The 25144-nt window shown below is 73.0% G+C and carries 18 protein-coding genes and 1 pseudogene; 13 read left to right on the forward strand and 6 right to left on the reverse strand.

From position 1 onward, the window contains the following. Nucleotides 1-40 precede the first annotated feature (40 nt). The 4 genes from EAO77_RS14970 (at nt 41) to EAO77_RS14985 (ending at nt 6672) form a co-directional block, all read left to right on the forward strand. Nucleotides 41-1906, forward strand: coding sequence for an IucA/IucC family protein (locus EAO77_RS14970; RefSeq protein WP_147988468.1), 1866 nt, complete (start codon nt 41-43; stop codon nt 1904-1906). A 73-nt stretch (nt 1907-1979) separates the two neighbouring features. Beyond that, nucleotides 1980-2738, forward strand: coding sequence for a GNAT family N-acetyltransferase (locus EAO77_RS14975; RefSeq protein WP_147988469.1), 759 nt, complete (start codon nt 1980-1982; stop codon nt 2736-2738). Between the two features lie 56 nt (nt 2739-2794). Continuing rightward, entirely contained in the window at nt 2795-4648 is a 1854-nt protein-coding gene (locus tag EAO77_RS14980; protein ID WP_147988470.1) for an IucA/IucC family protein, read from the forward strand. Nucleotides 4649-4701: 53 nt separating this feature from the next. Next, complete coding sequence (locus EAO77_RS14985) at nt 4702-6672, forward strand: ATP-dependent DNA helicase (RefSeq protein ID WP_147988471.1); 1971 nt, start codon at nt 4702-4704, stop codon at nt 6670-6672. 274 nt (nt 6673-6946) lie between these two features. On the opposite strand, the gene lexA is transcribed toward EAO77_RS14985, so the two are convergent. After that, nucleotides 6947-7732 carry a transcriptional repressor LexA gene (lexA, locus tag EAO77_RS14990; RefSeq protein WP_147988472.1) on the reverse strand — a complete coding sequence of 262 codons (786 nt, stop codon included), beginning with the start codon at nt 7730-7732 and terminating at the stop codon, nt 6947-6949. Nucleotides 7733-8264: 532 nt separating this feature from the next. Between lexA and nrdR the strand changes: the two genes are divergently transcribed. Further along, complete coding sequence (gene nrdR / locus EAO77_RS14995) at nt 8265-8777, forward strand: transcriptional regulator NrdR (protein ID WP_147988473.1); 513 nt, start codon at nt 8265-8267, stop codon at nt 8775-8777. Between the two features lie 170 nt (nt 8778-8947). After that, entirely contained in the window at nt 8948-11830 is a 2883-nt protein-coding gene (locus EAO77_RS15000; RefSeq protein ID WP_147988474.1) for a vitamin B12-dependent ribonucleotide reductase, read from the forward strand. 170 nt (nt 11831-12000) lie between these two features. Here the strand turns inward: EAO77_RS15000 and EAO77_RS15005 are convergent, their stop codons facing one another. Then, complete coding sequence (locus tag EAO77_RS15005) at nt 12001-12549, reverse strand: TerD family protein (protein ID WP_147988475.1); 549 nt, start codon at nt 12547-12549, stop codon at nt 12001-12003. Nucleotides 12550-12594: 45 nt separating this feature from the next. After that, on the reverse strand, nt 12595-13554 hold the full coding sequence (locus EAO77_RS15010) for a DUF1152 domain-containing protein (protein WP_147988476.1): 960 nt from the start codon (nt 13552-13554) through the stop codon (nt 12595-12597). Nucleotides 13555-13752: 198 nt separating this feature from the next. Here EAO77_RS15010 and EAO77_RS15015 point away from each other — a divergent pair, with 198 nt between their 5' ends. From EAO77_RS15015 to EAO77_RS15025, 3 genes are all read left to right on the forward strand, one after another. After that, nucleotides 13753-14358, forward strand: coding sequence for a YdbC family protein (locus EAO77_RS15015; protein WP_147988477.1), 606 nt, complete (start codon nt 13753-13755; stop codon nt 14356-14358). A 73-nt stretch (nt 14359-14431) separates the two neighbouring features. Next, on the forward strand, nt 14432-15091 hold the full coding sequence (locus tag EAO77_RS15020; RefSeq protein ID WP_147988478.1) for a histidine phosphatase family protein: 660 nt from the start codon (nt 14432-14434) through the stop codon (nt 15089-15091). A 12-nt stretch (nt 15092-15103) separates the two neighbouring features. Beyond that, nucleotides 15104-16015 (forward strand): ADP-ribosylglycohydrolase family protein, encoded by a 912-nt coding sequence (locus EAO77_RS15025; RefSeq protein ID WP_147988479.1) that lies wholly within the window; start codon nt 15104-15106, stop codon nt 16013-16015. A gap of 79 nt (nt 16016-16094) precedes the next feature. On the opposite strand, the gene EAO77_RS15030 is transcribed toward EAO77_RS15025, so the two are convergent. Further along, nucleotides 16095-17651, reverse strand: a complete 1557-nt coding sequence (locus tag EAO77_RS15030; protein WP_147988480.1) for an MFS transporter — start codon at nt 17649-17651, stop codon at nt 16095-16097. Nucleotides 17652-17774: 123 nt separating this feature from the next. On the opposite strand from EAO77_RS15030, the gene EAO77_RS15035 reads away from it, so the two are divergent. The 3 genes from EAO77_RS15035 to EAO77_RS15045 all read left to right on the forward strand — a co-directional run bounded on the left by EAO77_RS15035 (nt 17775) and on the right by EAO77_RS15045 (nt 19932). Beyond that, on the forward strand, nt 17775-18401 hold the full coding sequence (locus tag EAO77_RS15035) for a TetR/AcrR family transcriptional regulator (protein WP_147988481.1): 627 nt from the start codon (nt 17775-17777) through the stop codon (nt 18399-18401). A gap of 126 nt (nt 18402-18527) precedes the next feature. Beyond that, nucleotides 18528-19229, forward strand: coding sequence for a ribonuclease HII (locus tag EAO77_RS15040; RefSeq protein WP_147988482.1), 702 nt, complete (start codon nt 18528-18530; stop codon nt 19227-19229). An 82-nt stretch (nt 19230-19311) separates the two neighbouring features. Further along, nucleotides 19312-19932: a hypothetical protein gene (locus EAO77_RS15045; RefSeq protein ID WP_147988483.1), complete on the forward strand. Its 621-nt coding sequence runs from the start codon at nt 19312-19314 to the stop codon at nt 19930-19932. Between the two features lie 273 nt (nt 19933-20205). Here EAO77_RS15045 and EAO77_RS15050 read toward each other — a convergent pair whose 3' ends face one another. Beyond that, nucleotides 20206-20835 carry a hypothetical protein gene (locus EAO77_RS15050; RefSeq protein ID WP_147988484.1) on the reverse strand — a complete coding sequence of 210 codons (630 nt, stop codon included), beginning with the start codon at nt 20833-20835 and terminating at the stop codon, nt 20206-20208. Nucleotides 20836-21149: 314 nt separating this feature from the next. Beyond that, the gene (locus EAO77_RS15055) at nt 21150-23321 is read right to left on the reverse strand and encodes a RecQ family ATP-dependent DNA helicase (protein WP_147988485.1); all 2172 of its coding nucleotides are present in this window, start codon (nt 23319-23321) and stop codon (nt 21150-21152) included. 110 nt (nt 23322-23431) lie between these two features. On the opposite strand from EAO77_RS15055, the pseudogene EAO77_RS15060 reads away from it, so the two are divergent. Next, nucleotides 23432-24820: pseudogene (locus EAO77_RS15060) on the forward strand (DUF4192 family protein); the annotation flags it as partial. Nucleotides 24821-25144: the final 324 nt, after the last annotated feature.

Raw genomic sequence — 25144 nt, forward strand, 5'->3', positions numbered from 1 at the left:
GGGCGGCGACGGTGACCGCGTCGGCGGTGCCGGACCCGAAGTGCCCGAGGCCCACGGCCGCCCCGCCGCCGCGCCCCACGAGCGCGGCACGACGGGCGGCCCGCTCGCGTGCGAGACGGCGACGGTGCCCCGCCAGCTGGGCGGCGGCCTCGACGACGCCCTGCGCACGGGCCCCGACGCGGGCGCCCCCGACCACCTCGACGACCCCGACCCCTACCGCGCGGCGGACGGCGCGGCCTGCGAGAACCTGCTGCGCTGCTGGGTACGGGAGAACGGCCTCCCCGCCCCCGAGGGCGACACCCTGCGCGTCCCCCTCGACGCCAGCGGCACCGCCCTGCACGTCCCCGTCCGCCACTGGTCGGCCGCCGGCTGGCACCGCTTCGGGCCCCCTGTCCTGGAGGGCAGCCCGTACGGGTCCGGCACCGCCGACGCGGTCACCGTCGCCGCCCTGCTCGGCCGGGAGGCCGGGCAGGCCGAGGGCGCCGACCTCGTGGGCCGCGTCGCCGACTCCGTACGGCACACCGCGCTGTTCCTCGCCGAGCGGCGCCGCCGCCCGGCGCCGCCCGCATACGCCGACCTCTTCCTCACCGCCGAGCAGTCGCTGCTCCTCGGCCACCCCCTGCATCCCGCGCCGAAGAGCCGGGAGGGGCTGTCCGAGTCCGAGGTGCGGCGCTATTCGCCGGAGTTGCACGGCGCCTTCCCCCTGCACTGGATGGCCGTCGACCGCTCCGTCCTCGCCACCGACTCCGCCTGGACCGAACAGGGCCGCCCGCTCGCAGCCGAGCAGCTGACCTCCCGTCTGGCCGGGCACCTCGCCGCCCCGGCGGGATGCGCCCTCCTGCCCCTCCACCCCTGGCAGGCGCGCGACCTCGTGCACCGCCCGGCCGTGGCCGCTCTCCTCGACGCCGGACTTCTCCACGACCTGGGGGCGCACGGCGAGGCCTGGCACCCCACCTCCTCGGTCCGCACCGTGCACCGGCCCGGCGCGCCCGCGATGCTCAAACTCTCCCTCGGGGTGCGGATCACCAACTCCCGCCGGGAGAACCTCCGCAAGGAACTGCACCGGGGCGTCGAGGTGCACCGGCTGCTGCGCACGGGACTCGGCGACCGGTGGCGCGCCGCCCACCCCGGCTTCGACATCGTCCGCGACCCGGCCTGGCTCGGGGTGGACGTACCCGGCAGAGGGCCCGTCGCCGGCCTCGACGTCGTCCTGCGCCACAACCCCTTCGGCCCCGGCGACGACGCCGTCTGCATCGCCGCCCTCACCTCGCCCCGTCCCTGGCCGGGGCGCACGGGGACGTACTCGCGGCTGGCCGACGTCGTCGACCGGCTCGCCGCCCGCACCGGCCGCCCCCGCACGGCCGTCTCCGCCGAGTGGTTCCTGCGCTACCTCGACAAGGTCGTCCTGCCGGTGCTCTGGCTCGACGCCACGGCGGGCGTCGCCCTGGAGGCCCATCAGCAGAACACGCTCGTCCTCCTCGACCCGGAGGGCTGGCCGACGGGCGGCCGCTACCGGGACAACCAGGGCTACTACTTCCGGGAGTCGCACCGCGAAGCGCTCGACCGCAGCCTGCCGGGCATCGGCAGCGCGAGCGACACCTTCGTCGCCGACGCCGTCACCGACGAGCGCTTCGCCTACTACCTCGGGATCAACAACGTGCTCGGGCTGATCGGCGCCTTCGGATCCCAGCACCTCGCGGACGAGCGGGTGCTCCTCGCGGCCCTGCGCCGCTTCCTGGCCGCCCACACCGGCCTCGGTTCACCGCTGCCCGCGCAGCTCCTCGACGCGGACGTGCTCCGGTCCAAGGCGAACCTGCTGACCCGCCTGCGGGGTCTCGACGAACTCGTCGGCCCCGTCGACACCCAGTCCGTCTACGTCACCCTCGCCAACCCGCTCCGCTCCTGAGCCGCCGGCCCGTCCTCGCGGGCCCGCTGACGAGCGCCCCGCCCGCCGCCTTCGACGAGAAGAGAGACCGCCCGTGCCCATACCCGCAGTGCGCGGGGCAGACGACGCGGCCGTCGCCCGGGACCATGCCCGGCCGGACGGCCCACCCGCCCCCGCCGCTCCCCGTGCCCAGGGCGCACACCCGGACCCCGTCGCCCACGGCTCCTCCGCCGCGCCCGCAGGCCGGGCCGTGCCCGGCGCCCGCAGCGCTCCCGGGGACGCAGCGGCCGGGCCGTGGGGACCGGCCCTGCTGGGGCCGGCCCCCACCCCGGCAGGGGACCTCCACCTGGTGCCCGTCGTCCCGGAGCGGGACCTCGATCTGCTGGCCGGCTGGATGAACGACCCGGCCGTGGCGGCCTACTGGGAGCTCGCGGGCCCCGCGTCCGTCACCCTGGCGCACCTGCGCGCACAGCTCGCCGCCGGCCACAGCACACCGTGCCTGGGCGTCCTCGGCTCCACCGCGATGAGCTACTTCGAGATCTACCGGGCCGACCTCGACCCCCTGGCCCGGCACTACCCGGCGCGTCCGCACGACGTCGGCGTGCACGTCCTGATCGGCGGCTCCCGGGACCGCGGCCGCGGAGTGGGGTCCGTGCTGCTGCGGGCCGTCGCCGATCTCGTCCTGGACAGCCGGCCGCGCTGCACCCGGGTCGTCGCCGAACCCGATGTGCGCAACACCCCCTCCGTGTCCGCGTTCCTTACCGCCGGGTTCCGCTTCTCCGCCGAGCTCGCCCTGCCCGGGAAGCGGGCCGCGCTCATGATCCGGGAGCGTGCGCTGCGGGGGGTGCTGTGACCGAGCCGCCGCGTTCCATACATCCGACCCGCATCGGACCCACCCGAGGAGTCCCCGTGCCGAACACCCCTGCCCGACCTGACTCCACGACCCTTCCCGGCGCCCCGCCGCCGGCCGTGCTCAGCACCCCGCCCGGCCTGACCGCGCGGAACTGGGACCGGGCCGGGAGCCGCCTGCTGGCCAAGATGATCGGCGAGTTCGCGTACGAGGAGATCCTCACACCGCAGCCGGCCGGTCCCGCGGGGGACGACGCCGGCCGGGCCGCGGCCGCCCCGTACGTCCTCGACCTCGGCGCCGCCGGCCGCCTCACCTTCCGGGCCCGGCGCGGCGCCTACGGCGGCTGGCGCGTCGAGGCCGGCTCCCTCGCCTGGGACGGGCGGCCCTTCGGCGACCCGCTCGCCTTTCTCTCCCGGGCCCGGGAGACCCTCGGCATCGACGGCGCCACGCTCGGTCATCTGCTCCGCGAGCTCTCCGTCACCCTCACCGCGGACACCGCGCTCGACCACACCGCCCTCACCGCCGCCGAGCTGGCCGGCCTCGGCTACGCCGAACTGGAGGGCCACCAGACCGGACACCCGTGGATCGTGCTGAACAAGGGCCGCATCGGCTTCGCCGCCTCCGACACCGCCCGCTGGGCACCCGAGTCCCGGCGCCCCGCCGCCCTGCCCTGGATCGCGGTCAGCACCCGGCTCGCCGCCTACCGGGGTGTCCCCGCCCTCGCGCTGCCGCCGGACCTCTACACCCGCGAACTCGACGAGGCCACCCGCACCCGATTCGACGCCGCGCTCGTCGAGCAGGGCCTGGACCCCGCCGCCTACCTGCTCCTGCCGGTGCACCCCTGGCAGTGGGACGAGGTGCTGCTCCCGCTCTACGCGCCCGCCGTCGCCCGCCGCGAGATCGTGCCGCTGCCCACCGACGGCGATCTGCGCCTGCCGCAGCAGTCGGTCCGCACCTTCGTGAACACCGACCGCCCCGAGCGCCACACCGTCAAGCTGCCGCTGTCCGTCCTCAACACCCTGGTCTGGCGCGGACTGCCGACCGAGCGCACGCTCGCCGCCCCCGCCGTCACCGCCTGGGTCCAGGGCCTGCGGGACGCGGACGCCTTCCTGCGAGACGAGTGCCGGGTGATCCTGCTCGGCGAGGTCGCCTCGGTGACGGTCGAGCATCCGCTGTACGACCGGCTCGACGACGTGCCGTACCAGTACAAGGAGCTGCTGGGAGCCATCTGGCGCGAGCCCCTGCCGCCCCGCCTCGATCCCGGCGAACGGGCGCGCACCCTCGCCTCCCTGCTGCACACCGACCCGCAGGGCCGCGCCTTCGTGGCCGAGCTGGTGGAGCGCTCGGGGCTGGCGCCCGCGGTCTGGCTCCAGCGCCTGTTCGCGGCGCTTCTCCCGCCGCTGCTGCGGTTCCTCTACCGCTACGGGACGGTCTTCTCCCCGCACGGCGAGAACGCCATCGTGGTCTACGACGAGCACGACGTCCCGGTGCGGCTGGCGATCAAGGACTTCGTCGACGACGTGAACGTGAGCGCCCAGCCGCTGCCCGAGCACGACACCATGCCGGACGAGGTGCGCGGGGTGCTGCTGACCGAGGAGCCGGCCTCCCTCACCCAGTTCATCCACGCCGGACTGTTCGTGGGCGTCTTCCGCTACCTCGCCCCGCTCGCCGAGGACCAGCTCGGTGTCCCCGAGGAGCGCTTCTTCGCCCTGGTCAGGGAGGAGATCCTCCGCCACCAGGCACTCTTCCCCGACCTGAAGGAGCGCTACGAACTGTTCGACCTGCTCACGGAACGCATCGACCGGCTCTGTCTCAACCGCAACCGCCTCCATCTCGACGGCTACCGCGACCGCCCCCGGCGGCCCCACGCCGCCGTGCACGGCACCGTGGCCAATCCGCTGGCGGCACGGTGAGGACGGCGCGAAGTGATCGCGCTGTCAGTGGCGACCCGTAGGCTGGCCGGGCTATGACGAAGCCATCCCTCCCCGACCTCCTGCACGCCGCCGTCACCGCCGTGGGCGGCACGGAACGGCCCGGACAGGCCAGCATGGCCGAGGCCGTCGCCGAGGTCATCGACGACAGCTCCCACCTCCTGGTGCAGGCAGGCACCGGCACCGGCAAGTCGCTCGGCTACCTGGTGCCCGCCCTGGCGCACGGCGAGCGGGTCGTCGTCGCCACCGCCACCCTCGCGCTCCAGCGCCAGCTGGTCGAGCGCGACCTCCCGCGCACGGTCGACGCGCTGCACCCGCTGCTGCGACGGCGGCCCGAGTTCGCCATGCTCAAGGGCCGGTCGAACTACCTCTGCCTGCACCGGCTGCACGAGGGCGCCCCGCAGGACGAGGAGGAGGGCCTCTTCGACCAGTTCGAGGCCGCCGCCCCGACGAGCAGGCTCGGCCAGGACCTGCTGCGGATGCGGGACTGGGCCGACGAGACCGAGACGGGCGACCGGGACGACCTGACCCCGGGTGTCTCGGACCGGGCCTGGAGCCAGGTCTCGGTCTCCTCCCGGGAGTGCCTGGGCGCCTCCAAGTGCGCCTACGGGGCGGAGTGCTTCGCGGAGATGGCCCGCGAGCGCGCCAAGCTCGCGGACGTCGTCGTCACCAACCACGCCCTGCTGGCGATCGACGCGATCGAGGGAGCGCCGGTCCTGCCCCCGCACGAGGTGCTCATCGTGGACGAGGCGCATGAGCTGGTGTCCAGGGTGACGGGCGTCGCCACGGGCGAGCTCACCCCGGGCCAGGTCAACCGCGCGGTCCGCCGGGCCGCGAAGTTGGTCAACGAGAAGGCGGCGGACGCCCTCCAGACCGCCTCCGAGGGGTTCGAGCGCGTCATGGAGCTGGCCCTGCCGGGCCGTCTGGAGACGATCCCCGAGGACCTCGGCTATGCGCTGATGGCCCTGCGCGACGCGGCCCGCACGGTGATCGGCGCCATGGGCTCGACGCGCGACAAGTCGGTCCAGGACGAGGACGCCGTGCGCAAGCAGGCGCTGGCGTCGGTGGAGAGCATCCACGCCGTGGCCGAGCGGATCACCCAGGGCTCCGAGTACGACGTCGTCTGGTACGAGCGGCACGACCGGTTCGGGGCCTCCCTGAGGGTGGCGCCGCTGTCGGTGTCCGGGCTGCTGCGCGAGAAGCTCTTCGCCGAGCGGTCGGTGGTCCTCACCTCCGCCACCCTGAAACTCGGCGGTGACTTCAACGGCGTCGGCGCCTCCCTCGGCCTGGCGCCCGAAGGCACCGGGGGAGAGGACGTGCCCCAGTGGAAGGGCCTGGACGTCGGCTCGCCCTTCGACTATCCGAAGCAGGGCATCCTCTACGTGGCGCGCCATCTGGCGACACCGGGCCGTGAGGGCTCGCGCGCCGACATGATGGACGAGCTGGCCGAGCTGGTGGAGGCGGCGGGCGGCCGCACGCTGGGGCTCTTCTCGTCGATGCGGGCGGCTCAGGCGGCCGCGGAGGAGCTGCGGGGGCGGCTGGACAAGCCGATCCTGCTCCAGGGCGAGGAGACGCTCGGCGAGCTGATCAAGACCTTCGCCGGCGATCCGGAGACCTGCCTGTTCGGCACGCTGTCGCTGTGGCAGGGCGTGGACGTGCCGGGCGCCAGCTGCCAGCTGGTGGTCATGGACCGCATCCCGTTCCCGCGGCCGGACGACCCGCTGATGAGCGCGCGGCAGAAGGCCGTGGAGGAGGCCGGCGGCAACGGCTTCATGGCGGTCGCGGCGACGCACGCGGCGCTGCTCATGGCCCAGGGGGCCGGACGGCTGGTGCGGGCCACCGGGGACCGCGGTGTCGTCGCCGTGCTCGATCCGCGGCTGGCCAACGCCCGGTACGGGAGCTATCTGCGGGCGTCGCTGCCGGACTTCTGGTACACCACCGACCGCAACCAGGCGCGGCGGTCGCTGGCCGCGATCGACGCGGCGGCGAAGGCCGGCGGCGCGTAGCGGCGTCCGCCCGCGGGGGCGGGCTGCGCGGGTCCTCCCGGCCGGGCGGACGTCTCCGGGCCTTGCGTATGCCTCCCGGTCGCGCGCGTACGCGTCTCCCGGCTGGGGCGCGTATGTCTGCCGGTCGCGCGCGTACGCGTCTCCCGCTCGTGCCGCATGTCTCCCGGTCGCGCCGCACGCGTCGGCGAGGTCCGGTGCTCGCCCGGTCACGGGACACAGCAGGACCCCGGGACCGGCGCAGTAGGTCCCGGGGTCCGGTCGGAGCCGGGGGTGGTCACACCCGCCGGAGCACGGCCACCACCTTGCCGAGGATCGTGGCCTCGTCGCCCGGGATGGGCTGGTAGGCGGCGTTGTGCGGGAGCAGCCAGACATGGCCGTTCTCACGCTTGAAGCGCTTGACGGTGGCCTCGCCGTCCAGCATCGCGGCGACGATGTCGCCGTTCTCCGCGACGGGCTGACGGCGGACGGTGACCCAGTCGCCGTCGCAGATCGCGGCTTCGATCATCGAGTCGCCGACGACCTTGAGCACGAACAGTTCGCCGTCGCCGACGAGCTGGCGGGGGAGAGGGAAGACGTCCTCGACGGATTCCTCGGCGAGGATCGGGCCACCGGCCGCGATGCGGCCGACGAGCGGCACGTAGGAGGCCGCGGGCTTGCCGGTGGTGTCCGTCGGCTGGGTGCTCGGCTGGTCGGATCCGCGGACCTCGTACGCGCGGGGACGGTGCGGGTCCCTGCGCAGGAAGCCCTTCCGCTCCAGCGCCATCAGCTGGTGGGCGACGGAGGAGGTGCTGGAGAGACCGACCGCCTGGCCGATCTCGCGCATCGACGGCGGGTAGCCCCGGCGCTGCACGGAGTCGCGGATCACCTCGATGACGCGCCGCTGCCGGTCGGTGAGGCCGGAGCTGTCGGCCCGGATCCCTGGGGGCCTGCCGGGCAGCGAGCGGGTGGGCTGGGGGCCCTCCGGGGGCGTGGCTGCGTCATTCATGGCATGCACCGGCTCGAATCGGTTCTGGGAGCGGTCCTGGGCAGTGATGGCGGCACTGTCAGCGGTGGTGGTCACGTCGGCCCCTCTCGAATGGTCTCCCTAGCTGGACAACGGTAGTTGGTTTCGAAAGGTTGCGCCAAACACACGTTCGAGTGAAAAACTGCGGATTCCTTGAGATGCCCGCTCATCAGGGTGTATGTGCGAACGGCCTACCGGGATCACCGGGGACACGTGGCGACTACGGTAGCCTTCGCCGCCGAGGGCGGTCACGGCGGCCACGCCGGACGGCCCGTCCCTCGCGTGCGCCCTCGCGGTGCACCCCGCCGGTGCGGGCCGCAGTCCTCTTCGAGGTCGCCCGCGGTCGCCGTGTGCGCTCCGTGGATCGGTGTCGCACACCGTGTGCCCGGTCCGTGCCGTGCGACACGCGCTGAGGGTGGCCGGTGCGGCCAAACCCCAGATCTAGTGGTTGGATTGTGTCGACCGCCCAGAAGTTGTGGTCCCCCGGTCTTCGACGCCGCGGGCATCGCCTATGCTTGTGGCTGCTTCGGGGGGCTCAGCGGGCCTGATGAGGCCATGTCGCCATGCTGTGAAGGAGGGGTTGGGAGCCATGCACTGTCCCTTCTGCAGGCACCCCGACAGCCGCGTCGTCGACAGTCGTACGACCGACGACGGCACGTCCATCCGACGCCGCCGGCAGTGTCCGGACTGCTCCCGCCGCTTCACGACGGTGGAGACCGCGTCGCTGATGGTCGTCAAGCGCAGCGGCGTGACGGAGCCCTTCAGCCGTACCAAGGTCATCTCCGGCGTGCGCAAGGCGTGCCAGGGGCGGCCGGTCACCGAGGACGCCCTCGCCCAGCTCGGCCAGCGGGTCGAGGAGGCGGTACGCGCCACCGGCAGCGCCGAGCTGACCACCCACGACGTGGGTCTGGCCATACTCGGCCCCCTGCAGGAACTCGACCTCGTCGCGTACCTGCGGTTCGCGTCCGTCTACCGGGCGTTCGACTCACTCGAGGACTTCGAGGCCGCCATCGCGGAGCTCCGCGACGGGCGGCCACCTGTGAAGGAGCGCGGGAGCGCCGGGGCCGCCGAGGTCCCTGTCCCCGCCACCGCCGCCGACTGAGGACAGCGGCCGGCCGGGTCGGAGACTGGCGGACAGTCTCCCCGGCCGTCCGGGGCGGCACATGACCTGTCCGGGGCGCCGCTGTGCGGCGTCCGGGGCGACAGACACAAACCGTGCCACGGGAAGATCTGGGCACATCAGGGCGTTTTTGCCCGTATATGGGAGGCGGCATGACCGAGACGACGAGCGGCCCCGCACGAGGGTCCCGCACCAAGGGAGCCAAGGCGAACAAGGGCCTGCGTGTCGAGCGCATCCACACCACCCCCGGAGTGCATCCGTACGACGAGGTGGCCTGGGAGCGCCGTGACGTCGTCATGACCAACTGGCGTGACGGCTCGGTGAACTTCGAGCAGCGTGGCGTCGAGTTCCCCGACTTCTGGTCGGTGAACGCGGTCAACATCGTCACCAGCAAGTACTTCCGCGGCGCGGTCGGCACGCCGCAGCGCGAGACCGGTCTGCGGCAGCTGATCGACCGGATCGTGAAGACCTACCGCAAGGCCGGCGAGGACTACTCCTACTTCGCCTCGCCCGCCGACGCCGAGATCTTCGAGCACGAGCTCGCCTACGCCCTGCTGCACCAGATCTTCAGCTTCAACTCTCCGGTGTGGTTCAACGTCGGCACGCCGCAGCCCCAGCAGGTCTCCGCCTGCTTCATCCTGTCCGTCGACGACTCCATGGAGTCGATCCTCGACTGGTACAAGGAAGAGGGCATGATCTTCAAGGGCGGCTCCGGTGCCGGCCTGAACCTCTCCCGCATCCGTTCCTCCAAGGAACTGCTCTCCTCCGGCGGCAACGCCTCCGGCCCGGTCTCCTTCATGCGGGGCGCCGACGCGTCCGCAGGAACGATCAAGTCGGGCGGCGCCACCCGCCGCGCGGCCAAGATGGTCATCCTCGACGTCGACCACCCCGACATCGAGGGCTTCATCGAGACCAAGGTGAAGGAAGAGGAGAAGATCCGCGCGCTGCGCGACGCGGGCTTCGACATGGACCTGGGCGGCGACGACATCACGTCCGTCCAGTACCAGAACGCCAACAACTCGGTCCGCGTCAACGACGAGTTCATGAAGGCCGTCGAGAGCGGCGGGAAGTTCGGCCTGCGCGCCCGGATGACCGGCGAGATCATCGAGGAGGTCGACGCCAAGGCGCTCTTCCGCAAGATGGCGCAGGCGGCCTGGGCGTGCGCCGACCCGGGCATCCAGTACGACGACACGATCAACCACTGGCACACCTGCCCGGAGTCGGGCCGCATCAACGGCTCGAACCCGTGCAGCGAGTACATGCACCTGGACAACACCTCGTGCAACCTGGCCTCGCTGAACCTGATGAAGTTCCTCAAGGACGACGGCAAGGGCAACCAGTCCTTCGAGGTCGAGCGCTTCGCCAAGGTCGTCGAGCTGGTCATCACCGCGATGGACATCTCCATCTGCTTCGCGGACTTCCCGACCCAGAAGATCGGCGAGAACACCCGCGCCTTCCGCCAGCTCGGCATCGGCTACGCCAACCTCGGCGCCCTGCTGATGGCGACCGGCCACGCCTACGACTCCGACGGCGGCCGCGCGCTCGCCGGTGCCATCAGCTCCCTGATGACCGGCACCTCCTACCGGCGCTCCGCCGAGCTGGCCGCGGTCGTCGGCCCGTACGACGGCTACGCCCGCAACGCGACCCCGCACCAGCGGGTCATGAAGCAGCACTCCGACGCCAACGCGGCGGCCGTGCGCATGGACGACCTCGACACCCCGGTCTGGGCCGCGGCCACCGAGGCATGGCAGGACGTCCTGCGCCTCGGCGAGAAGAACGGCTTCCGCAACGCCCAGGCGTCGGTCATCGCCCCGACCGGCACCATCGGTCTCGCGATGTCCTGCGACACCACCGGCCTGGAGCCGGACCTCGCGCTGGTGAAGTTCAAGAAGCTCGTCGGCGGCGGCTCCATGCAGATCGTCAACGGGACCGTCCCGCAGGCGCTGCGCCGCCTCGGCTACCAGCCGGAGCAGATCGAGGCGATCGTCGCCCACATCGCCGAGAACGGCAACGTGATCGACGCGCCGGGCCTGAAGACCGAGCACTACGAGGTCTTCGACTGCGCCATGGGCGAGCGCTCCATCTCCGCCATGGGCCACGTCCGGATGATGGCCGCGATCCAGCCCTGGATCTCGGGCGCCCTCTCCAAGACGGTCAACATGCCGGAGTCGGCGACCGTCGAAGAGGTCGAGGAGATCTACTTCGAGGCGTGGAAGCTGGGCGTCAAGGCGCTCGCGATCTACCGCGACAACTGCAAGGTCGGCCAGCCGCTCTCCGCCAAGACCAAGGAGAAGGAGAAGGCCGAGGTCACGGCGAAGACCGAGGAGACCATCCGGTCCGCGGTCGAGAAGGTCGTCGAGTACCGCCCGGTCCGCAAGCGCCTCCCCAAGGGCCGCCCCGGGATCACCACCTCCTTCACCGTGGGTGGCGCCGAGGGCTACATGACCGCCAACTCCTACCCGGACGACGGTCTCGGCGAGGTCTTCCTGAAGATGTCGAAGCAGGGCTCCACCCTCGCCGGCATGATGGACGCCTTCTCCATCGCGGTCTCGGTCGGCCTCCAGTACGGCGTGCCGCTGGAGACCTACGTCTCGAAGTTCACCAACATGCGCTTCGAGCCGGCCGGTATGACGGACGACCCGGACGTGCGGATGGCCCAGTCGATCGTCGACTACATCTTCCGCCGCCTGGCGCTGGACTTCCTGCCCTTCGAGACGCGCTCCGCGCTCGGCATCCACTCGGCCGAGGAGCGTCAGCGTCACCTGGAGACCGGCTCCTACGAGCCGTCGGACGACGAGGTCGACGTCGAGGGCCTGGCCCAGTCGGCGCCGGTCCAGCAGGAGCTGAAGGCGGTCGCCGCCCCGGCGGCGGAGATCCCGGCCCCCAAGCAGGCGCACACCTCGGCCGAACTGGTCGAGATGCAGCTCGGCATCAGCGCCGACGCCCCGCTCTGCTTCTCCTGCGGCACGAAGATGCAGCGGGCCGGCTCCTGCTACATCTGCGAGGGCTGCGGCTCGACCAGCGGCTGCAGCTGATCACGGGCACCGTCGCGGTGTGACCACCCGGAGGGCGGCGGAGCGGGAAACCGCCCCGCCGCCCTCCGGCGCGTACGGCCGGCACACCGGCTGCTCGAGGGGTGGCGGAACCCCGGAACGGTCCGCCCGGGCGGACCGGCCCTTCCCCTGTCCCGTGTCCGCGCCCGGGCTCAGCCGCCCATCACACCGAGGAACGACTCCGGATCCGCGTCGAAGCCGCGCAGGCCCCCGGCGAGCTGCCAGCTTCCCGTGGTGTCCCGGCGGAACTCGCACACCACCGCGGCGGTGCTGCCGGTGACGGCCGCGAAATCCGTCGCCGCCAGCTCCGTGTAGCCCTCCGCCACCCGTGCCGAGACGTTCCGTATGTCGCCGAACGTCCTGCGACCCGACTGCTGCTGGATGACCACGCCGACCACGACCCGCTGGTACACGGGTGCCAGCCGCTCGAACTCCAGCGTCATGACCTCGTCGGCGCCGAACCCCTGCCCGGTCCGGCTGTCGCGGGTCAGGGTGATCGTCCCGTCCGGCGACCTGCTGTCGAAGTGCACGGCGTAGGCGGGGCTGCCGCCCGGGCCCTGCTCCTCGTACGTCGCCGCCACCAGGTCGAGGTCATGGGCCGGTTCGCCCAGCGCGCTCGGGTCCCATCTCAAGGACACCTCGGCCTTCCGGACGCCCTTGCTGAGGCTGCTGCTCACCGGATCTCCTCCCCGTAACTGGATTGCCCGCCTTGCGCGTTGAAGGCTCGGAAGGTCGACCGTATCCGCTCAGTGCGGGATGCGGCGAGGCGGCCGAGGCGAGACCACCTCGTCCCGGAACTCGGCGATCGCACTGCTGACCTGCCGGATGAGGTGGGTGTTCTCGATACGGTCCAGATAGAGGCAGCGGCGCGCTATCCCCTCCAGTTCGAAGGTGAAGCACAGGGACATCAGCGGGTTGACGAACAGCTCGCTGCCGCGAGTGCGCGTCGTGAACTGGATGTCGCCGAACAGCCCGCGCACCGCCGCGGCGATGGAACCGTTGACGATGCTGGGGTGGTCGGGGGTATGGGCCTGCGCGTGCGCCACCGCGTCGAGGAACAGGGCGCCCTCCCGCGTCGTCCGTGACACCGAGAACGCGCCCAGATACGCCCCGTCGGTCTCCAGCGCCGCGATGTTCTCCAGCACGAGGCCGTGGCTCACTCCGTGATAGGCGTCGACACCGAAGCCCACGGAGACGACCAGGCGTTCCGGCAGGTCGATCCCGGCCAGGGCGGCGACGCTCGTCAGGTCCTCCTCCGGGGTGCCCAGCCCGGTCTCGTCACCGCGCATCAGGATGTCGGTGCCGCCGTCGACGAGTACCACCGCGTCGATGTCGTACGCGTCGATCAGCGCGCGGTAGGCGGCGCGCAGCGGCTGCACACCGACCCGGGCGAAGGCGTGGACCGTGCTCGGGTAGCCGTGCAGGTCCAGCCAGGAGGCGAGGGTGCGCTCGGGGAAGTACGTCTGGTGGAGGGAGGTCGAGGGGGTGATCCGGGCGACGTCGGGGGCGAGCCAGGCGTCGAGCGGGAGCCCCTCGACGGCACTGAACGTCAGATTGGCGAGCGTGACGTCCTTGCCCTGGTGCATCAGCGACAGGGCCACCGGCAGGCCCGCGTAGACGTCGAATCCGCCGCCCGCCCCGGCCACCAGGACGCGTCGGGCGGACTCGAGCCGGGAGAAGAGCGGATGGGAGTGCAGAGACGTCATGCAGATCATTGTCCCGGCGCCCCGCCCGCCCCGGTAGCGGTTTCGCCGGGGATCCCGCGGCCCTCGCCGTGCGGTTCGCCGGACACGCGGCGGCGCCCCGCACGATGCCCCTGGCGCATGCCCGGCGCACCGTCGCACACCGGGGCGGGCTCCGCCGGACAGTGACCCGCGCCACGTTCCGCGCCGTACGATGGCGCCGTGCTGGTCAAGTGGATTCGCTGCACCGTGGTCGACCGACGCGGTTTCGAGCGGGGGCAGCGGAAGTGGGCGGGGCTCCCGGGCGAGCCGGGCTTCCGGGGACAGGGCGGCGGCTGGAGCCGGATACGGCCGAACGTCGCCCATGTCGTCGCGTTCTGGGAGAGCCGTCCCTTCTACGACTCGTTCATGGCGCGGTCCCACGATCGGCTCGCCGCCGGCCAGTCGGGGACGTACAAGGACATCCAGACCAAGCTGTTCGACTACCGCTTCGACGTGAAGACCGGTTTCGAGCCGAGGTTCACGGACGCGGACGTGCTGCGCGTCGCGCACTGCCGGGTCCGCGACGACCGGGTGGAGCACTTCTCTCTGATGCAGGAGAAGGTGTGGAACCCGGCGATGGCCGGCTCTCCCGGCATGGTGCGCGGGGTGTTCGGCGAGGCGCCGGGCAACGAGTTCCTGATCATGTCGCTGTGGGCGTCCGCGGCCGAGCACGGCAAGTACCGCACGGAACGGATCGAGAGACTCCTGCTGCGGGCGCAGACCGAGGCCGATGTCACCGCGCTGGCCGGGGACGTCGTCGAGCTGGAACCGTCCTGGACGGTCTGACCTCGCGTCCTTCCCGTGGGGGCGGGCCGGGCGCGCCCGCCGGGGACCGGCGGACACCCCGTAAGGTCGGGGTATGGCACGACCGCGACGCATCGTCCTTGTCCGGCACGGGGAATCGGTGGGCAACGCCGACGACACGGTCTACGAACGCGAGCCGGACCACGCGCTCCGGCTGACCGACCGGGGGCAGGTCCAGGCCGAGGAGACCGGCGGCCGGCTGCGCGGGCTCTTCGGCGACGAGCGGATCAGCGTCTACATCTCCCCCTACCGCCGCACCCACGAGACGTTCCGCGCCTTCGGGCTCGACCCCGAGCAGGTACGGGTCCGCGAGGAGCCCCGGCTGCGCGAGCAGGACTGGGGCAACTGGCAGGACCGCGAGGACGTACGCCTCCAGAAGGCGTACCGGGACGCCTACGGGCACTTCTTCTACCGCTTCGCGCAGGGCGAGTCCGGGGCGGACGTCTACGACCGGGTCGGCGCGTTCCTGGAGAGCCTGCACCGCTCCTTCGAGTCGCCCGACCACCCGCCGAACGTGCTGCTGGTCACCCACGGGCTCACCATGCGGCTGTTCTGCATGCGGTGGTTCCACTGGTCCGTGGCCGAGTTCGAGTCGCTGTCGAATCCGGACAACGGAGAGATGCGGGTCCTGGAACTCCGGAGCGACGGCCGCTACGCGCTGGACCGGCCGTTCGCGCGGTGGCGGACCCCCGAGCCGTACGGCGTCACCGGATAGAGTGGCAGGAAGATGACCGCTGATTCCTCATCCGAGCGGCGCTTCGCACGCGCCCTGGACAGCCTGCGCGGACTGTCCGTGGGAGACGCACTGGGCTCCCAGTTCTTTGTTCCTTCGAACTATCCCCTGCTCAAGCGGCGTGAGCTGCCGCCGTCGCCGTGGCAGTGGACCGACGACACCGAGATGGCCTGCTCCGTGCTGGCGGTGCTCGCCCGGCACGGCCGGGTCGACCAGGACGCCCTCGCACGGTCGTTCGCCGAGCACCACGACTTCGACCGCGGCTACGGACCTGCGGTCAACCGGCTGCTGCGCCTGGTACGGGAGGGGGATGACTGGCGGGTCCTCGCCGCCGAACTCTTCAACGGCCAGGGCTCCTGGGGCAACGGGTCGGCGATGCGGATCGCGCCGCTCGGCGCGTGGTACGCGGACGACCCTGAACAGGCCACCCACCAGGCCGAGATCTCCTCCTACACCACCCACCAGCACCGCGAGGCGGTCGTGGGCGCGATGGCGGTGGCCGCCGCGGCGGCGCTCGCCGCGAACCCGGCCGGCCCGCCGGGGCCCGGGGAACTGCTCGACGGCGTGGTCGCCCTCGTCCCCCGCAGCGCGGTCGGCGCCGGGCTGCGCAGGGCACGGGACATGCTCGACTACGGGGACGCCGGCACGGTCGCCGCGGTGCTCGGCAGCGGCCGGCGCACCAGCGCCCACGACACCGTGCCGTTCGCTCTGTGGTCGGCGGCCCGCTCACTCGGCGACTTCGAGCGGACCTTCTGGACCACGGCCCAGGTGGGCGGTGACGTGGACACCACCTGCGCGATCGCCTGCGGCGTCGTGGCCGCGGCCGCCGGGGGCCGCCCGCCCGCGACCTGGCTGGAGCGCACCGAGGACCTGCCGGACTGGCTGCCCGGGGCGCCCGGAGCCTGAACCCCGCGCCCGTCACGGTACGGACCGCCCCCCGCGCGGCCCGTACCGTGACGGGCCGCGCGGCCCGCCTAGGGTGCGGTCACCCCGCGTGCCCGCCGGGGCCCGCCGCGCCGCTCAGCGCCTCCAGGTCGCTCCGGCGTACCCGCACGACGACCAGGGCCGTCACGGCGGCCACCGCCACGAGGGCCACACCCGCCCAGAAGGCGGTGGATATGCCCTCGGTCAGCACCTGGCTGGCCCACGGCGCGGGAAGCTCCCCCGTCGCAGCGAAGGCATCCTTCTGAGCGGGGGTCGCCTCCGCCAGGAACGACGGGAGCTGCCGCTCGGCCTCCTCGCGGCCGGCCGTGCCGAACAGCGTCATGAGGATCGACAGCCCCAGCGAGCCGCCGACCATCTGTGTGGCGTTGAGCAGGCTGGAGGCCGCGCCCGACTCGTGCTTGGCCACGCCGGACACCGCGGTCAGCGTCGCCGTCACGAACACCAGCCCCATGCCGAAGCCGAAGAGCAGCATCGGTCCGAGGATGCCACCCGCGTAGGAGCTGTGCGGGGAGATCGCCGTCAGCCAGGCCATCCCCGACCCCGTCAGCACCGCGCCGGTGACGAGGAACGGCTTCGGGCCGAGGACCGGGAGCAGCTTCGAGGAGAGCCCCGAGGCGACGACGATCATCACCGTCACCGGGAGGAACGCCAGGCCGGAGGCGATCGGGCTGTAGCCGAGCACGTTCTGCACGAAGAGCACGATGAAGAAGAACATCCCGAACATCGCCGCTGCGAGGCTCATCATGATCAGGTACGTGCCCGAACGGTTGCGGTCCGCGAACATCCGCAGCGGGGTGATGGGGTCCGCCGCGCGCCGCTCGACGAGGACGAAGCCGACGAGCAGGACGACGGCCGCGCCGAACGCGCCGAGGGTGAGCCCGTCGCGCCAGCCGTCCTCGGACGCCCGGATGAAGCCGTAGACCAGGGAGGCCATGCCGAGCGTCGAGGTGAGGGCGCCCAGCACGTCGAACCGGCCCGCGGCCTTCTCGGACTCGTTGATGTACATCGGCGCGAGGAGCACGATCGCGGCGCCGATGGGCAGGTTCACGTAGAACACCCAGCGCCAGTCGAGCCATTCGGTCAGCATGCCGCCGGCCAGCAGGCCGATGGCCGCGCCGCTGGCCGAGACGGCGGCGAAGATCCCGAAGGCGCGGTTGCGCTCGGGGCCCTCCCGGAAGGTGGTCGTGATCAGGGCGAGCGCGGTCGGCGAGGCTATGGCGCCGCCGACCCCCTGGAGGGCGCGGGCCGCGAGCATCTGCCACGGTTCCTGGGCGATGCCGCAGAGGAGCGAGGCGACGGTGAACAGCACGACACCCGAGACGAAGACCCTGCGGCGACCGAGGATGTCACCGGCCCGCCCGCCGAGCAGCAGCAGGCCGCCGAAGGTCAGGGTGTAGGCGTTGATCACCCAGGACAGCTGTGTGGTGGTGAAGTCGAGAGCACCCTGGATGTGGGGGAGCGCGATGTTCACAATCGTCGAGTCGAGGACCACCATGAGCTGGAGTGTCGCGATCACCGCCAGCGCGACACCTGGTCGTCCCGGGCGTCCGGCCGCTCCCGGACCACTGGCCTGCACCGCTAACTGAGAGGCAGTCATGTCGTATCCCCCACAACGAAGTTAGTGAACGCACCCGTTCACTCGCGCCTGTCAACCGTAGAGATTCCCCCGCAGTGAACGCAAGCGTTCACTGTGTCCGCAGTCCCCAACGGAGAGATGGTCATGGTCACTTCGCGCTGGGCTCCTGCCGGCCGGCCCCCGACGGCGCCGCTGCGCCGGCGGGGACCCGTGCTGGAGCGTGCGATTCTGGAAGCCGCCCTGGAGCAGCTGAGCACCGTGGGGTGGAGCGGCCTCACGATGGAAGGGGTCGCCGCCGCCGCGCAGACGGGGAAGGCGGCCGTGTACCGCCGCTGGCCCTCGAAGGAGGAGCTGGTCGTCGACGCCCTCCAGGCGGGCATCCCCGTGCTGGACGAAGCCGCCGACCGGGGCTGCATCCGGGAGGACCTGTACCAGGTGTGCCGTGACGTGCGCGACGCGATGTTCTCCCGGTCGGGGCTCGCGCTGCGCGCCGTGCTTCACGAATGCGACGCGGCATCCGCCGAGCGCTTCCAGGGTGTCATCGTGAGCCGGGTGATCGACCCGTCCACCCGGCTCTTCCGGGACGTGGTGAAACGAGGCGTGCGGCGGGGGGACGTGCGGGCCGACGCCGTCTGCGAGCTGGTCTTCGACGTGGTTCCCGGCTTGCTGATGTACCGCAGCAAGGTGTGCGGAAGCGAATGGCCGGACCAGGACATCGCCGAGATGGTCGACCGTGTGATGGTCCCCCTGCTCCGCAGCGGCGACGGCTGACCTCCCGGGCCCGCCCCTCCCGCACCCCCGGCCGGTCCGGTGCGCGGCGCACGCGGCGGGTTGTCGAAGTCGTGACGGAATCCGGGTGTCGCCCGCCGTCCCCGGCGGCGTACCCTTGCTGGCGCCATGCCGTACGAAGCACCCACCCACACAGTCGAGCGATCGATCCGGGCCACCACCGGAGCCAGGATCGTCGCAGGCATCGACGAAGTGGGCCGGGGGGCCTGGGCCGGACCGGTGACCGTCTGCGCGGCGATCACCGGACTGCGCCGCCCGCCCCCAGGGCTCACCGACTCCAAGCTGATCGCCCCGAAGCGGCGTACCGAGCTCGCGGACCACTTGGAGTCCTGGGTCACCGCGTACGCCCTCGGGCACTCCTCTCCCGAGGAGATCGACGCACTCGGCATGACGGCCGCGCTGCGGCTCGCGGCCGTGCGCGCCCTGGACGGCCTGCCGGTGCGCCCCGACGCGGTCATCCTCGACGGCAAGCACGACTACCTCGGCGTGCCGTGGCAGGTGCGCACGGTGATCAAGGGCGACCAGTCGTGTGTGGCCGTGGCCGCGGCCTCGGTGATCGCCAAGGTGCGCAGGGACGCCATGATGGCCGAACTGCAGGGCGAGTTCTCCGTCTTCGGCTTTGCCGAGAACGCGGGGTACCCCTCGCCCGTGCACAAGGCGGCGCTCGCGGAACTGGGGCCCACCCCGCACCACCGGCTCAGCTGGGCGTATCTCGACGGGCTGCCGCGATGGCGGCACCTGAAGAAGATCCGGATCACTCCGGAGGCGGCGGCGCTGGAAAGCGGGGGCCAGCTCGGCTTCGACTTCTGAACCGCACCTGCTCGGCAGCCACTCGCACTCCTGTGCCCACCCGCCGATGCCTTGCGCACCGGCATTTGATAGACATCCACCCATGCCTCTCATCCCCGAGGAGCCTCAGATTCACGAGAGCGCCCAGGGTCCCCGCGTCACGCCGGCCACCGGCCGCACCGCGCCGACCCCTCGTCCCGTACCCGGCCCGCGTTCCGCGGCCTCACCGCGTCCCGGACACCCGGGGCCCGGCCCGGCCCGGCCCGCCCCGTCGGCGCAGCGTCCCGCGCCGGCCGCCCGCAAGCCCCAGCAGCCCGGCAAGGAGAAGGCCCCCGCGCCGCAGATCCAGCTGATCCCCGCCCCGGAGGGCGGCGCCCTCGACGCCGCCGACGAGGCGGTCGACATGCTGCTCGACTCGGGCCGCGCGCCCGGCGAGGTGCTGGTCCTCACCACTGGCGAGCAGCACCCGTGGGCCGCCCACGAACTCTCCTTCGGCGAGTCCGCCTACTGGGCCCAGCAGGACGCCCGTGACGACGTGTTCTACGCGGACGGCGTGGCCGTGCAGCGTGCGGCAGCCCGTCCCGTGGTCGTCGTGGCCGTCAACGGCGGCAGCGACGAGGCGGCCGCCCGGGTGCTGCCCGCGGCGCTGGCCAAGGCTGCCACGCTGCTGATCGTCTGCGGCGACCCCCAGCGGATCGACGCGGTCCTCGGCGCCGGCGTCTGACGTCGCCCATGCGGGCCCTGCTGGGCTCGCGTGCCGTGACGCCGTGACGGCCGTGATGGCCTTGCCCGGGCGGGAGAGCCTGGTCCGCCCGGTCGGTCGAGTGTCCTCGGCTCCGACCGGGGCGGGGCCTCGCGTCGTCGTGTCCCGGCTGTCCCGAGTGGCAGCCGGGGGCGCGCCGGCCCGGGCCGTCGCGGGCGGGACGCGCGTGCCGGGTGTCCGCCGGCCCGGGCCGTCGCGGACCGGACGCGCGTGCCGAGTGCCCGCCGGCCTCCCTCAGCGGGCGGCGGTGCGCCGCAGAGCGTCGGTCGCCCCGCCCGCGGTGCGCAGGAGTGCCGGTGAGCTGTCGAACGACGCGTCGGACAGGCGGCCGGGCCGTGACGTCGAGCTGGGCTGGCGGCCGCCGCGGCCTTCACCCAGCACCTGCCAGCCGCCCCGCGTCAGCGTGATGTACGCGCCGCAGCGCAGCCCGTGGAGCGTGCACGCGTCGCGCAGCCCCCACATCCACGCGCCGTCCTCCTCCGTCCAGCGCTCGTCGCCCTCACGGCAGTAGAGCAGCACCGCGGTCCGCACCGGGGTGCGTCGGCGCAGATCGTGCGGGATGACACGGCGCAGGTGGGCCAGGAGCGCGTTGCGGAAGTCCCAGCCGTCCGCGGGAGCCGGGCGGCGGGAGAACGACGCGCTGGCCGCCAGTCGCTCCTCGTGGTCGAGTACGGCGACGACGGCGGTCGTCGGCGCCGGACTGTGCCGGGCGTGCAGGCCACTGACCACCTCACGCGGGTTGCGCAGCAGCGGGATCCCCGCCGCCGCCCACTCGGCGGGCTCCAGCATGCGGGCAAGGCGGCTGGCGGAGCCTGTCGACGGGGTGATCGAAGAGGCTGCGGACGAAGCGAATCCGAAGGTCACGGTCCTCCCTTCGCATACGCGCCCACAGAGCGGGCAGGGGTGTCGGGTGAGGGCGCACCGCAGCAGGGCCCATCAGGACCGATCGGGCCCGAGCGGGGAGCAGTTCAATTCTTCCTGTCGCATGACCCTGCGGCAACGAGCAATTTGGCGGGACCGACGGGAATCGGTTGATATGTGGCTCATATCCCTGCCCACTCGACGCCCATTCACTCTCTCCCGTCGCACTCTGGCCGGAACCCGACACCCGCTCCGGGACCGTGGGCGACCGTGCCGTCGCCGTGCGCAGGCACAGCGACCTGACGGCTCGTCAGCTATCAGGACTGGACGGCGAGAACCAGCGGGAACACCCCCTTCGCGCCCGACCTGAGCAGGAGTCGGGACGCCACCGCCAGCGTCCAGCCGCTGTCCGCGTAGTCGTCGACCAGCAGCACGGGGCCGCCGGCCTGTGCCACCGCTTCGGCCAGGGCCTCCGGAAGGACGAAGGCCTCGTGCAGCGCGCGGACCCGCTGCGCGCTGTTGGTGCGCGAGAAGTGACGGTCCGCCTGCTCGGGGGCGTACTCGACGGACCCCAGCAGCGGCATCCGCCCCACCTCCGCGATGCGGCTGCCGAGGGAGCCGACCAGCACCGGCCGGGAGCGGGACGCGACGGTGACCACGCCCGCCGGCCGGGCAGGGGCGTCGGCCGCCCCCGATGCCCATCCACCCGGGCTCCGCGCCCAGTCGGAGAGGACCGTGACCACCGCGCCGAGCATGTCGTCCGGGACCGGGGCGTCGGCTGCCCGGGCGTCGACCATGGGGCGCAGGCGGTTGCCCCAGCCGATGTCGGAGAGCCTGCCGAGCGCCCTGCCCGTGAAGGACTGTTCGCCCTCCGGGATACGGCCCTTGAGGCCGATGCCCACGGCGGGGAGTCCCGTGGGCCACATCTTGCGGGGCTCCAGGTCCACGCCCGGCCGGCCGAGCTCCCCGCGTGCGGCGTCCAGGGCACCCGCCGACACCTTGTCGTCGAAGCGGGCCCCCGCGCAGTTGTCGCAGCGGCCGCACGGTGCGGCCTGATCGTCGTCCAGCCTGAGCCGGAGGAACTCCATCCGGCAGCCGGTCGACCGTGCGTAGTCCCGCATCGCCTGCTGCTCGGCCTCCCGCTGGCGGGCCACCCACGCGTACCGCTCCGCGTCGTACGTCCAGGGCCGGCCCGTCGCCGTCCAGCCGCCCTTCACCCGGCGCACCGCGCCGTCCACGTCGAGGACCTTCAGCATGGTCTCCAGCCGGGTGCGGCGGAGCTCGACCAGCGGCTCCAGCGCCGGGAGCGAGAGGGGGCGGTCCGCAGCGGCGAGCACGTCCAGGGTGCGCCGCACCATCTCCTCGGGCGGGAACGCCACCGAGGCGAAGTACTGCCAGATCGCCTCGTCCTCCTTGCCCGGCAGCAGGAGCACCTCGGCGTGCTCCACACCACGGCCGGCGCGGCCCACCTGCTGGTAGTAGGCGATGGGGGAGGACGGCGAGCCGAGGTGCACGACGAAGCCGAGGTCGGGCTTGTCGAAGCCCATGCCGAGCGCCGATGTCGCCACGAGGGCCTTGACCCTGTTGGCGATCAGATCGTCCTCCGCCTGCTGCCGGTCCGCGTTCTCCGTGCGGCCGGTGTACGACGCCACCACGTGGCCGCACTGACGCAGGTACGCCGTGACCTCCTCGGCCGCCGCCACGGTCAGGGTGTAGATGATGCCCGAGCCGGGGAGCTCGCCGAGGTGGTCGGCGAGCCAGGCCAGCCGGTGGGCGGCGTCGGGCAGTTGCAGCACGCCGAGGCTCAGGCTCTCCCGGTCGAGCGGCCCGCGCAGCACCAGGGCGTCCGTGCCGGCTCCGGTGCCGAGCTGCTCCGCGACGTCGGCCGTCACCCGGGCGTTGGCCGTCGCGGTGGTGGCGAGGACGGGAACGCCCTGCGGCAGGTCCGCGAGCATGGTGCGCAGCCTGCGGTAGTCCGGGCGGAAGTCGTGGCCCCAGTCGGAGATGCAGTGGGCCTCGTCCACCACCAGCAGGCCGGTGGCGGCCGAGAGGCTGGGCAGCACCTGGTCGCGGAAGTCGGGATTGTTGAGGCGCTCGGGGCTCACGAGGAGCACGTCCACCGCCCCCGAGGCCACCTCGGCCTGCACCGTCTCCCATTCCTCGGTGTTGGAGGAGTTGATCGTCCGGGCGCGGATGCCCGCACGCGCCGCGGCCTCCACCTGGTTGCGCATCAGCGCCAGCAGCGGGGAGACGATCACGGTGGGCCCGCTGCCCCGGGCGCGCAACAGCGATGTGGCGACGAAGTACACCGCGGACTTGCCCCAGCCCGTGCGCTGGACGACCAGGGCGCGCCGCCTGTCGGCCACGAGGGCCTCGATCGCCCGCCACTGGTCCTCGCGCAGGCGGGCGGTGCCCGTGGTGTCGGACACGAGACGGGCGAGGACGGAGTCGGCGGCGGCCCTGAGCTCCGCACGGTCTGCGTTGGTCATGCCCCCATGCAACCCGATGGCACCGACAACGCGCGAACCGCGCCCACTGCCTGTGGACAAGTTGTCCACAGGGGGTCGCGACGGGATCAAGTCCGCGAGACGGTCATGCCATGAGCAAGCATCGTGAATCACTCACCGGCCTTCCGGACGCACAGCAGATCACCCTGCGCAGCCCCGCCGAACTCGCCGACGCCCTCCCGTACATGATGGGCTTCCAGCCCAGCGACTCGATCGTGCTCGTCGCCCTGCACGGCCGCCGGGGCCGGTTCGGGGGGCGGGTCAGGCTCGGCATCCCGCGGTCCCCGGCGGAGTGGTCCCCAGTGGCGGAGCAGCTCGCGGGCTGCCTCGTCCACGGCAGTGAGCGGCGCGGGGAGCGCCCCGACGGGATGGTCGTCTTCCTCTGCCGGGATCCCGAGCCCGAAGAGAGCGGCGAGCAGGTCATGGAGCGGCTGAGGCCGCTCGCCCAGCGGCTGCGGACGGCCTGCGGCGCGCTGGACGTCCCCGTCCTGGAGGCCCTGTGCGTCTCGGACGGCCGCTTCTGGTCCTACTGCTGCCCCGACGTCCGCTGCTGCCCGCCCGGAGGGACGCCCCTCGCCCTCCCCGGCACCTCGGTCATGGCCGCCGCTGCCGCCTACGCGGGTGTGCGGGTGCGGGGCAGCCAGAAGGAGATGGAGGCACGCCTGGCCCCCCGGACCACCTCCGGCGTCATGGCCCAGACGCGCGCCCTGGACGACACGGGAGCGGCGCTCCTGTCCCGGGCCCTGGAGGAGAGCGGGCGGCGTGCCATCGCCGTCGAGACCCTCGCCCTCGCCCGCCGTCTCATGGACCGCCTCGCACGGTCGTCCCCCGGCGAGTCAGCCGGCGTCTCCGCCGCAGCGGCCGACGCGGAGGACGACCGTCTCATCTCGCCCCAGGAGGCCGCCACGGCGATCCTCGGCCTCCAGGACCGCCGGACACGGGATCGCGCGGCGCAGTGGATGGAGGGCGCCGACGCCGCGCCCGCCCTGCGGCTGTGGCGGGCCCTCGCCCGCCGGTGCGCCGGTCTCTACCAGGCGCACGCGGCGGCACCTCTCACGCTGGCCGGCTGGGTCTCCTGGGCGACGGGCGACGAGCCGTCCGCCCGGGTCGCCCTCGGCCTGGCCCTCCGCGCCGATCCGGGCTATGTCTTCGCCCAGCTGCTCCACCAGGCGTGCAACGCGGGGATCGACCCGGAGACTCTGCGCCACTGTCTGCGCCAGGGCCAGGACTGGCCGACGGGCCCGGACGGTCCCGAGGCACAGGACGGCACGCCCCAGGACCGCGCGACGGCCACGGACGATGCCCCGGATGCCCGCGCCACGCGGCCGGCCCGCGACCCGCGCGCAAGGCCCACGGCTGCCGTGCCGGGGGCCCGCGCCCCGGGCGGTGACGGCCCGCCCCGGGAAGACGCCCCCCGTCCGCTGCCCCGCGCCTCCCTGGGCCGCCCTCGCCGCATCCGCCGCGCGGGACGGCCCGGCGCCTCCCCGCTCACCCGGTCCGGCGACACCGGGCGCGCCCCTGCCGGCGAGGGGGCCGGTCAGGGTGACGGCACCCCGCCCGAAGGCCGTCCCGTCCCCGGCACCGGGCGCCGGGCGCCCGGCAGGCGCCTTCGCCACCGGACCCGCCGGACCGGCACCCGCGCCGGCCGCCCGGCAGCCGTGGGCCTTGCGCGCGGGTCGCGGGCCGGCCGCGTGGCGCGGGCATCCGGGGCATCGTCCGTGGCCGTCGCGCGGTCCTGGGGCGTGCCGTCCTGTGCCTCGGGACCGTCCGGGCCCGTCGGCCAGTCCTGGCCCTGGCGCAGACAG

The organism is Streptomyces sp. T39 (assembly GCF_008042045.1).
In the GTDB taxonomy this organism is placed as follows: domain Bacteria; phylum Actinomycetota; class Actinomycetes; order Streptomycetales; family Streptomycetaceae; genus Streptomyces.

Coding starts and splice junctions, on each gene's coding strand:
- EAO77_RS15040 (WP_147988482.1), top strand. CDS start 18,528: ATGCCGTACGAAGCACCCACCCACACAGTCGAGCGATCGATCCGGGCC.
- EAO77_RS15055 (WP_147988485.1), bottom strand. CDS start 23,321: ATGACCAACGCAGACCGTGCGGAGCTCAGGGCCGCCGCCGACTCCGTC.
- EAO77_RS15020 (WP_147988478.1), top strand. CDS start 14,432: ATGGCACGACCGCGACGCATCGTCCTTGTCCGGCACGGGGAATCGGTG.
- nrdR (WP_147988473.1), top strand. CDS start 8,265: ATGCACTGTCCCTTCTGCAGGCACCCCGACAGCCGCGTCGTCGACAGT.
- EAO77_RS14985 (WP_147988471.1), top strand. CDS start 4,702: ATGACGAAGCCATCCCTCCCCGACCTCCTGCACGCCGCCGTCACCGCC.
- EAO77_RS15025 (WP_147988479.1), top strand. CDS start 15,104: ATGACCGCTGATTCCTCATCCGAGCGGCGCTTCGCACGCGCCCTGGAC.
- EAO77_RS15045 (WP_147988483.1), top strand. CDS start 19,312: ATGCCTCTCATCCCCGAGGAGCCTCAGATTCACGAGAGCGCCCAGGGT.
- EAO77_RS15035 (WP_147988481.1), top strand. CDS start 17,775: ATGGTCACTTCGCGCTGGGCTCCTGCCGGCCGGCCCCCGACGGCGCCG.
- EAO77_RS15000 (WP_147988474.1), top strand. CDS start 8,948: ATGACCGAGACGACGAGCGGCCCCGCACGAGGGTCCCGCACCAAGGGA.
- EAO77_RS15030 (WP_147988480.1), bottom strand. CDS start 17,651: ATGACTGCCTCTCAGTTAGCGGTGCAGGCCAGTGGTCCGGGAGCGGCC.
- EAO77_RS15010 (WP_147988476.1), bottom strand. CDS start 13,554: ATGACGTCTCTGCACTCCCATCCGCTCTTCTCCCGGCTCGAGTCCGCC.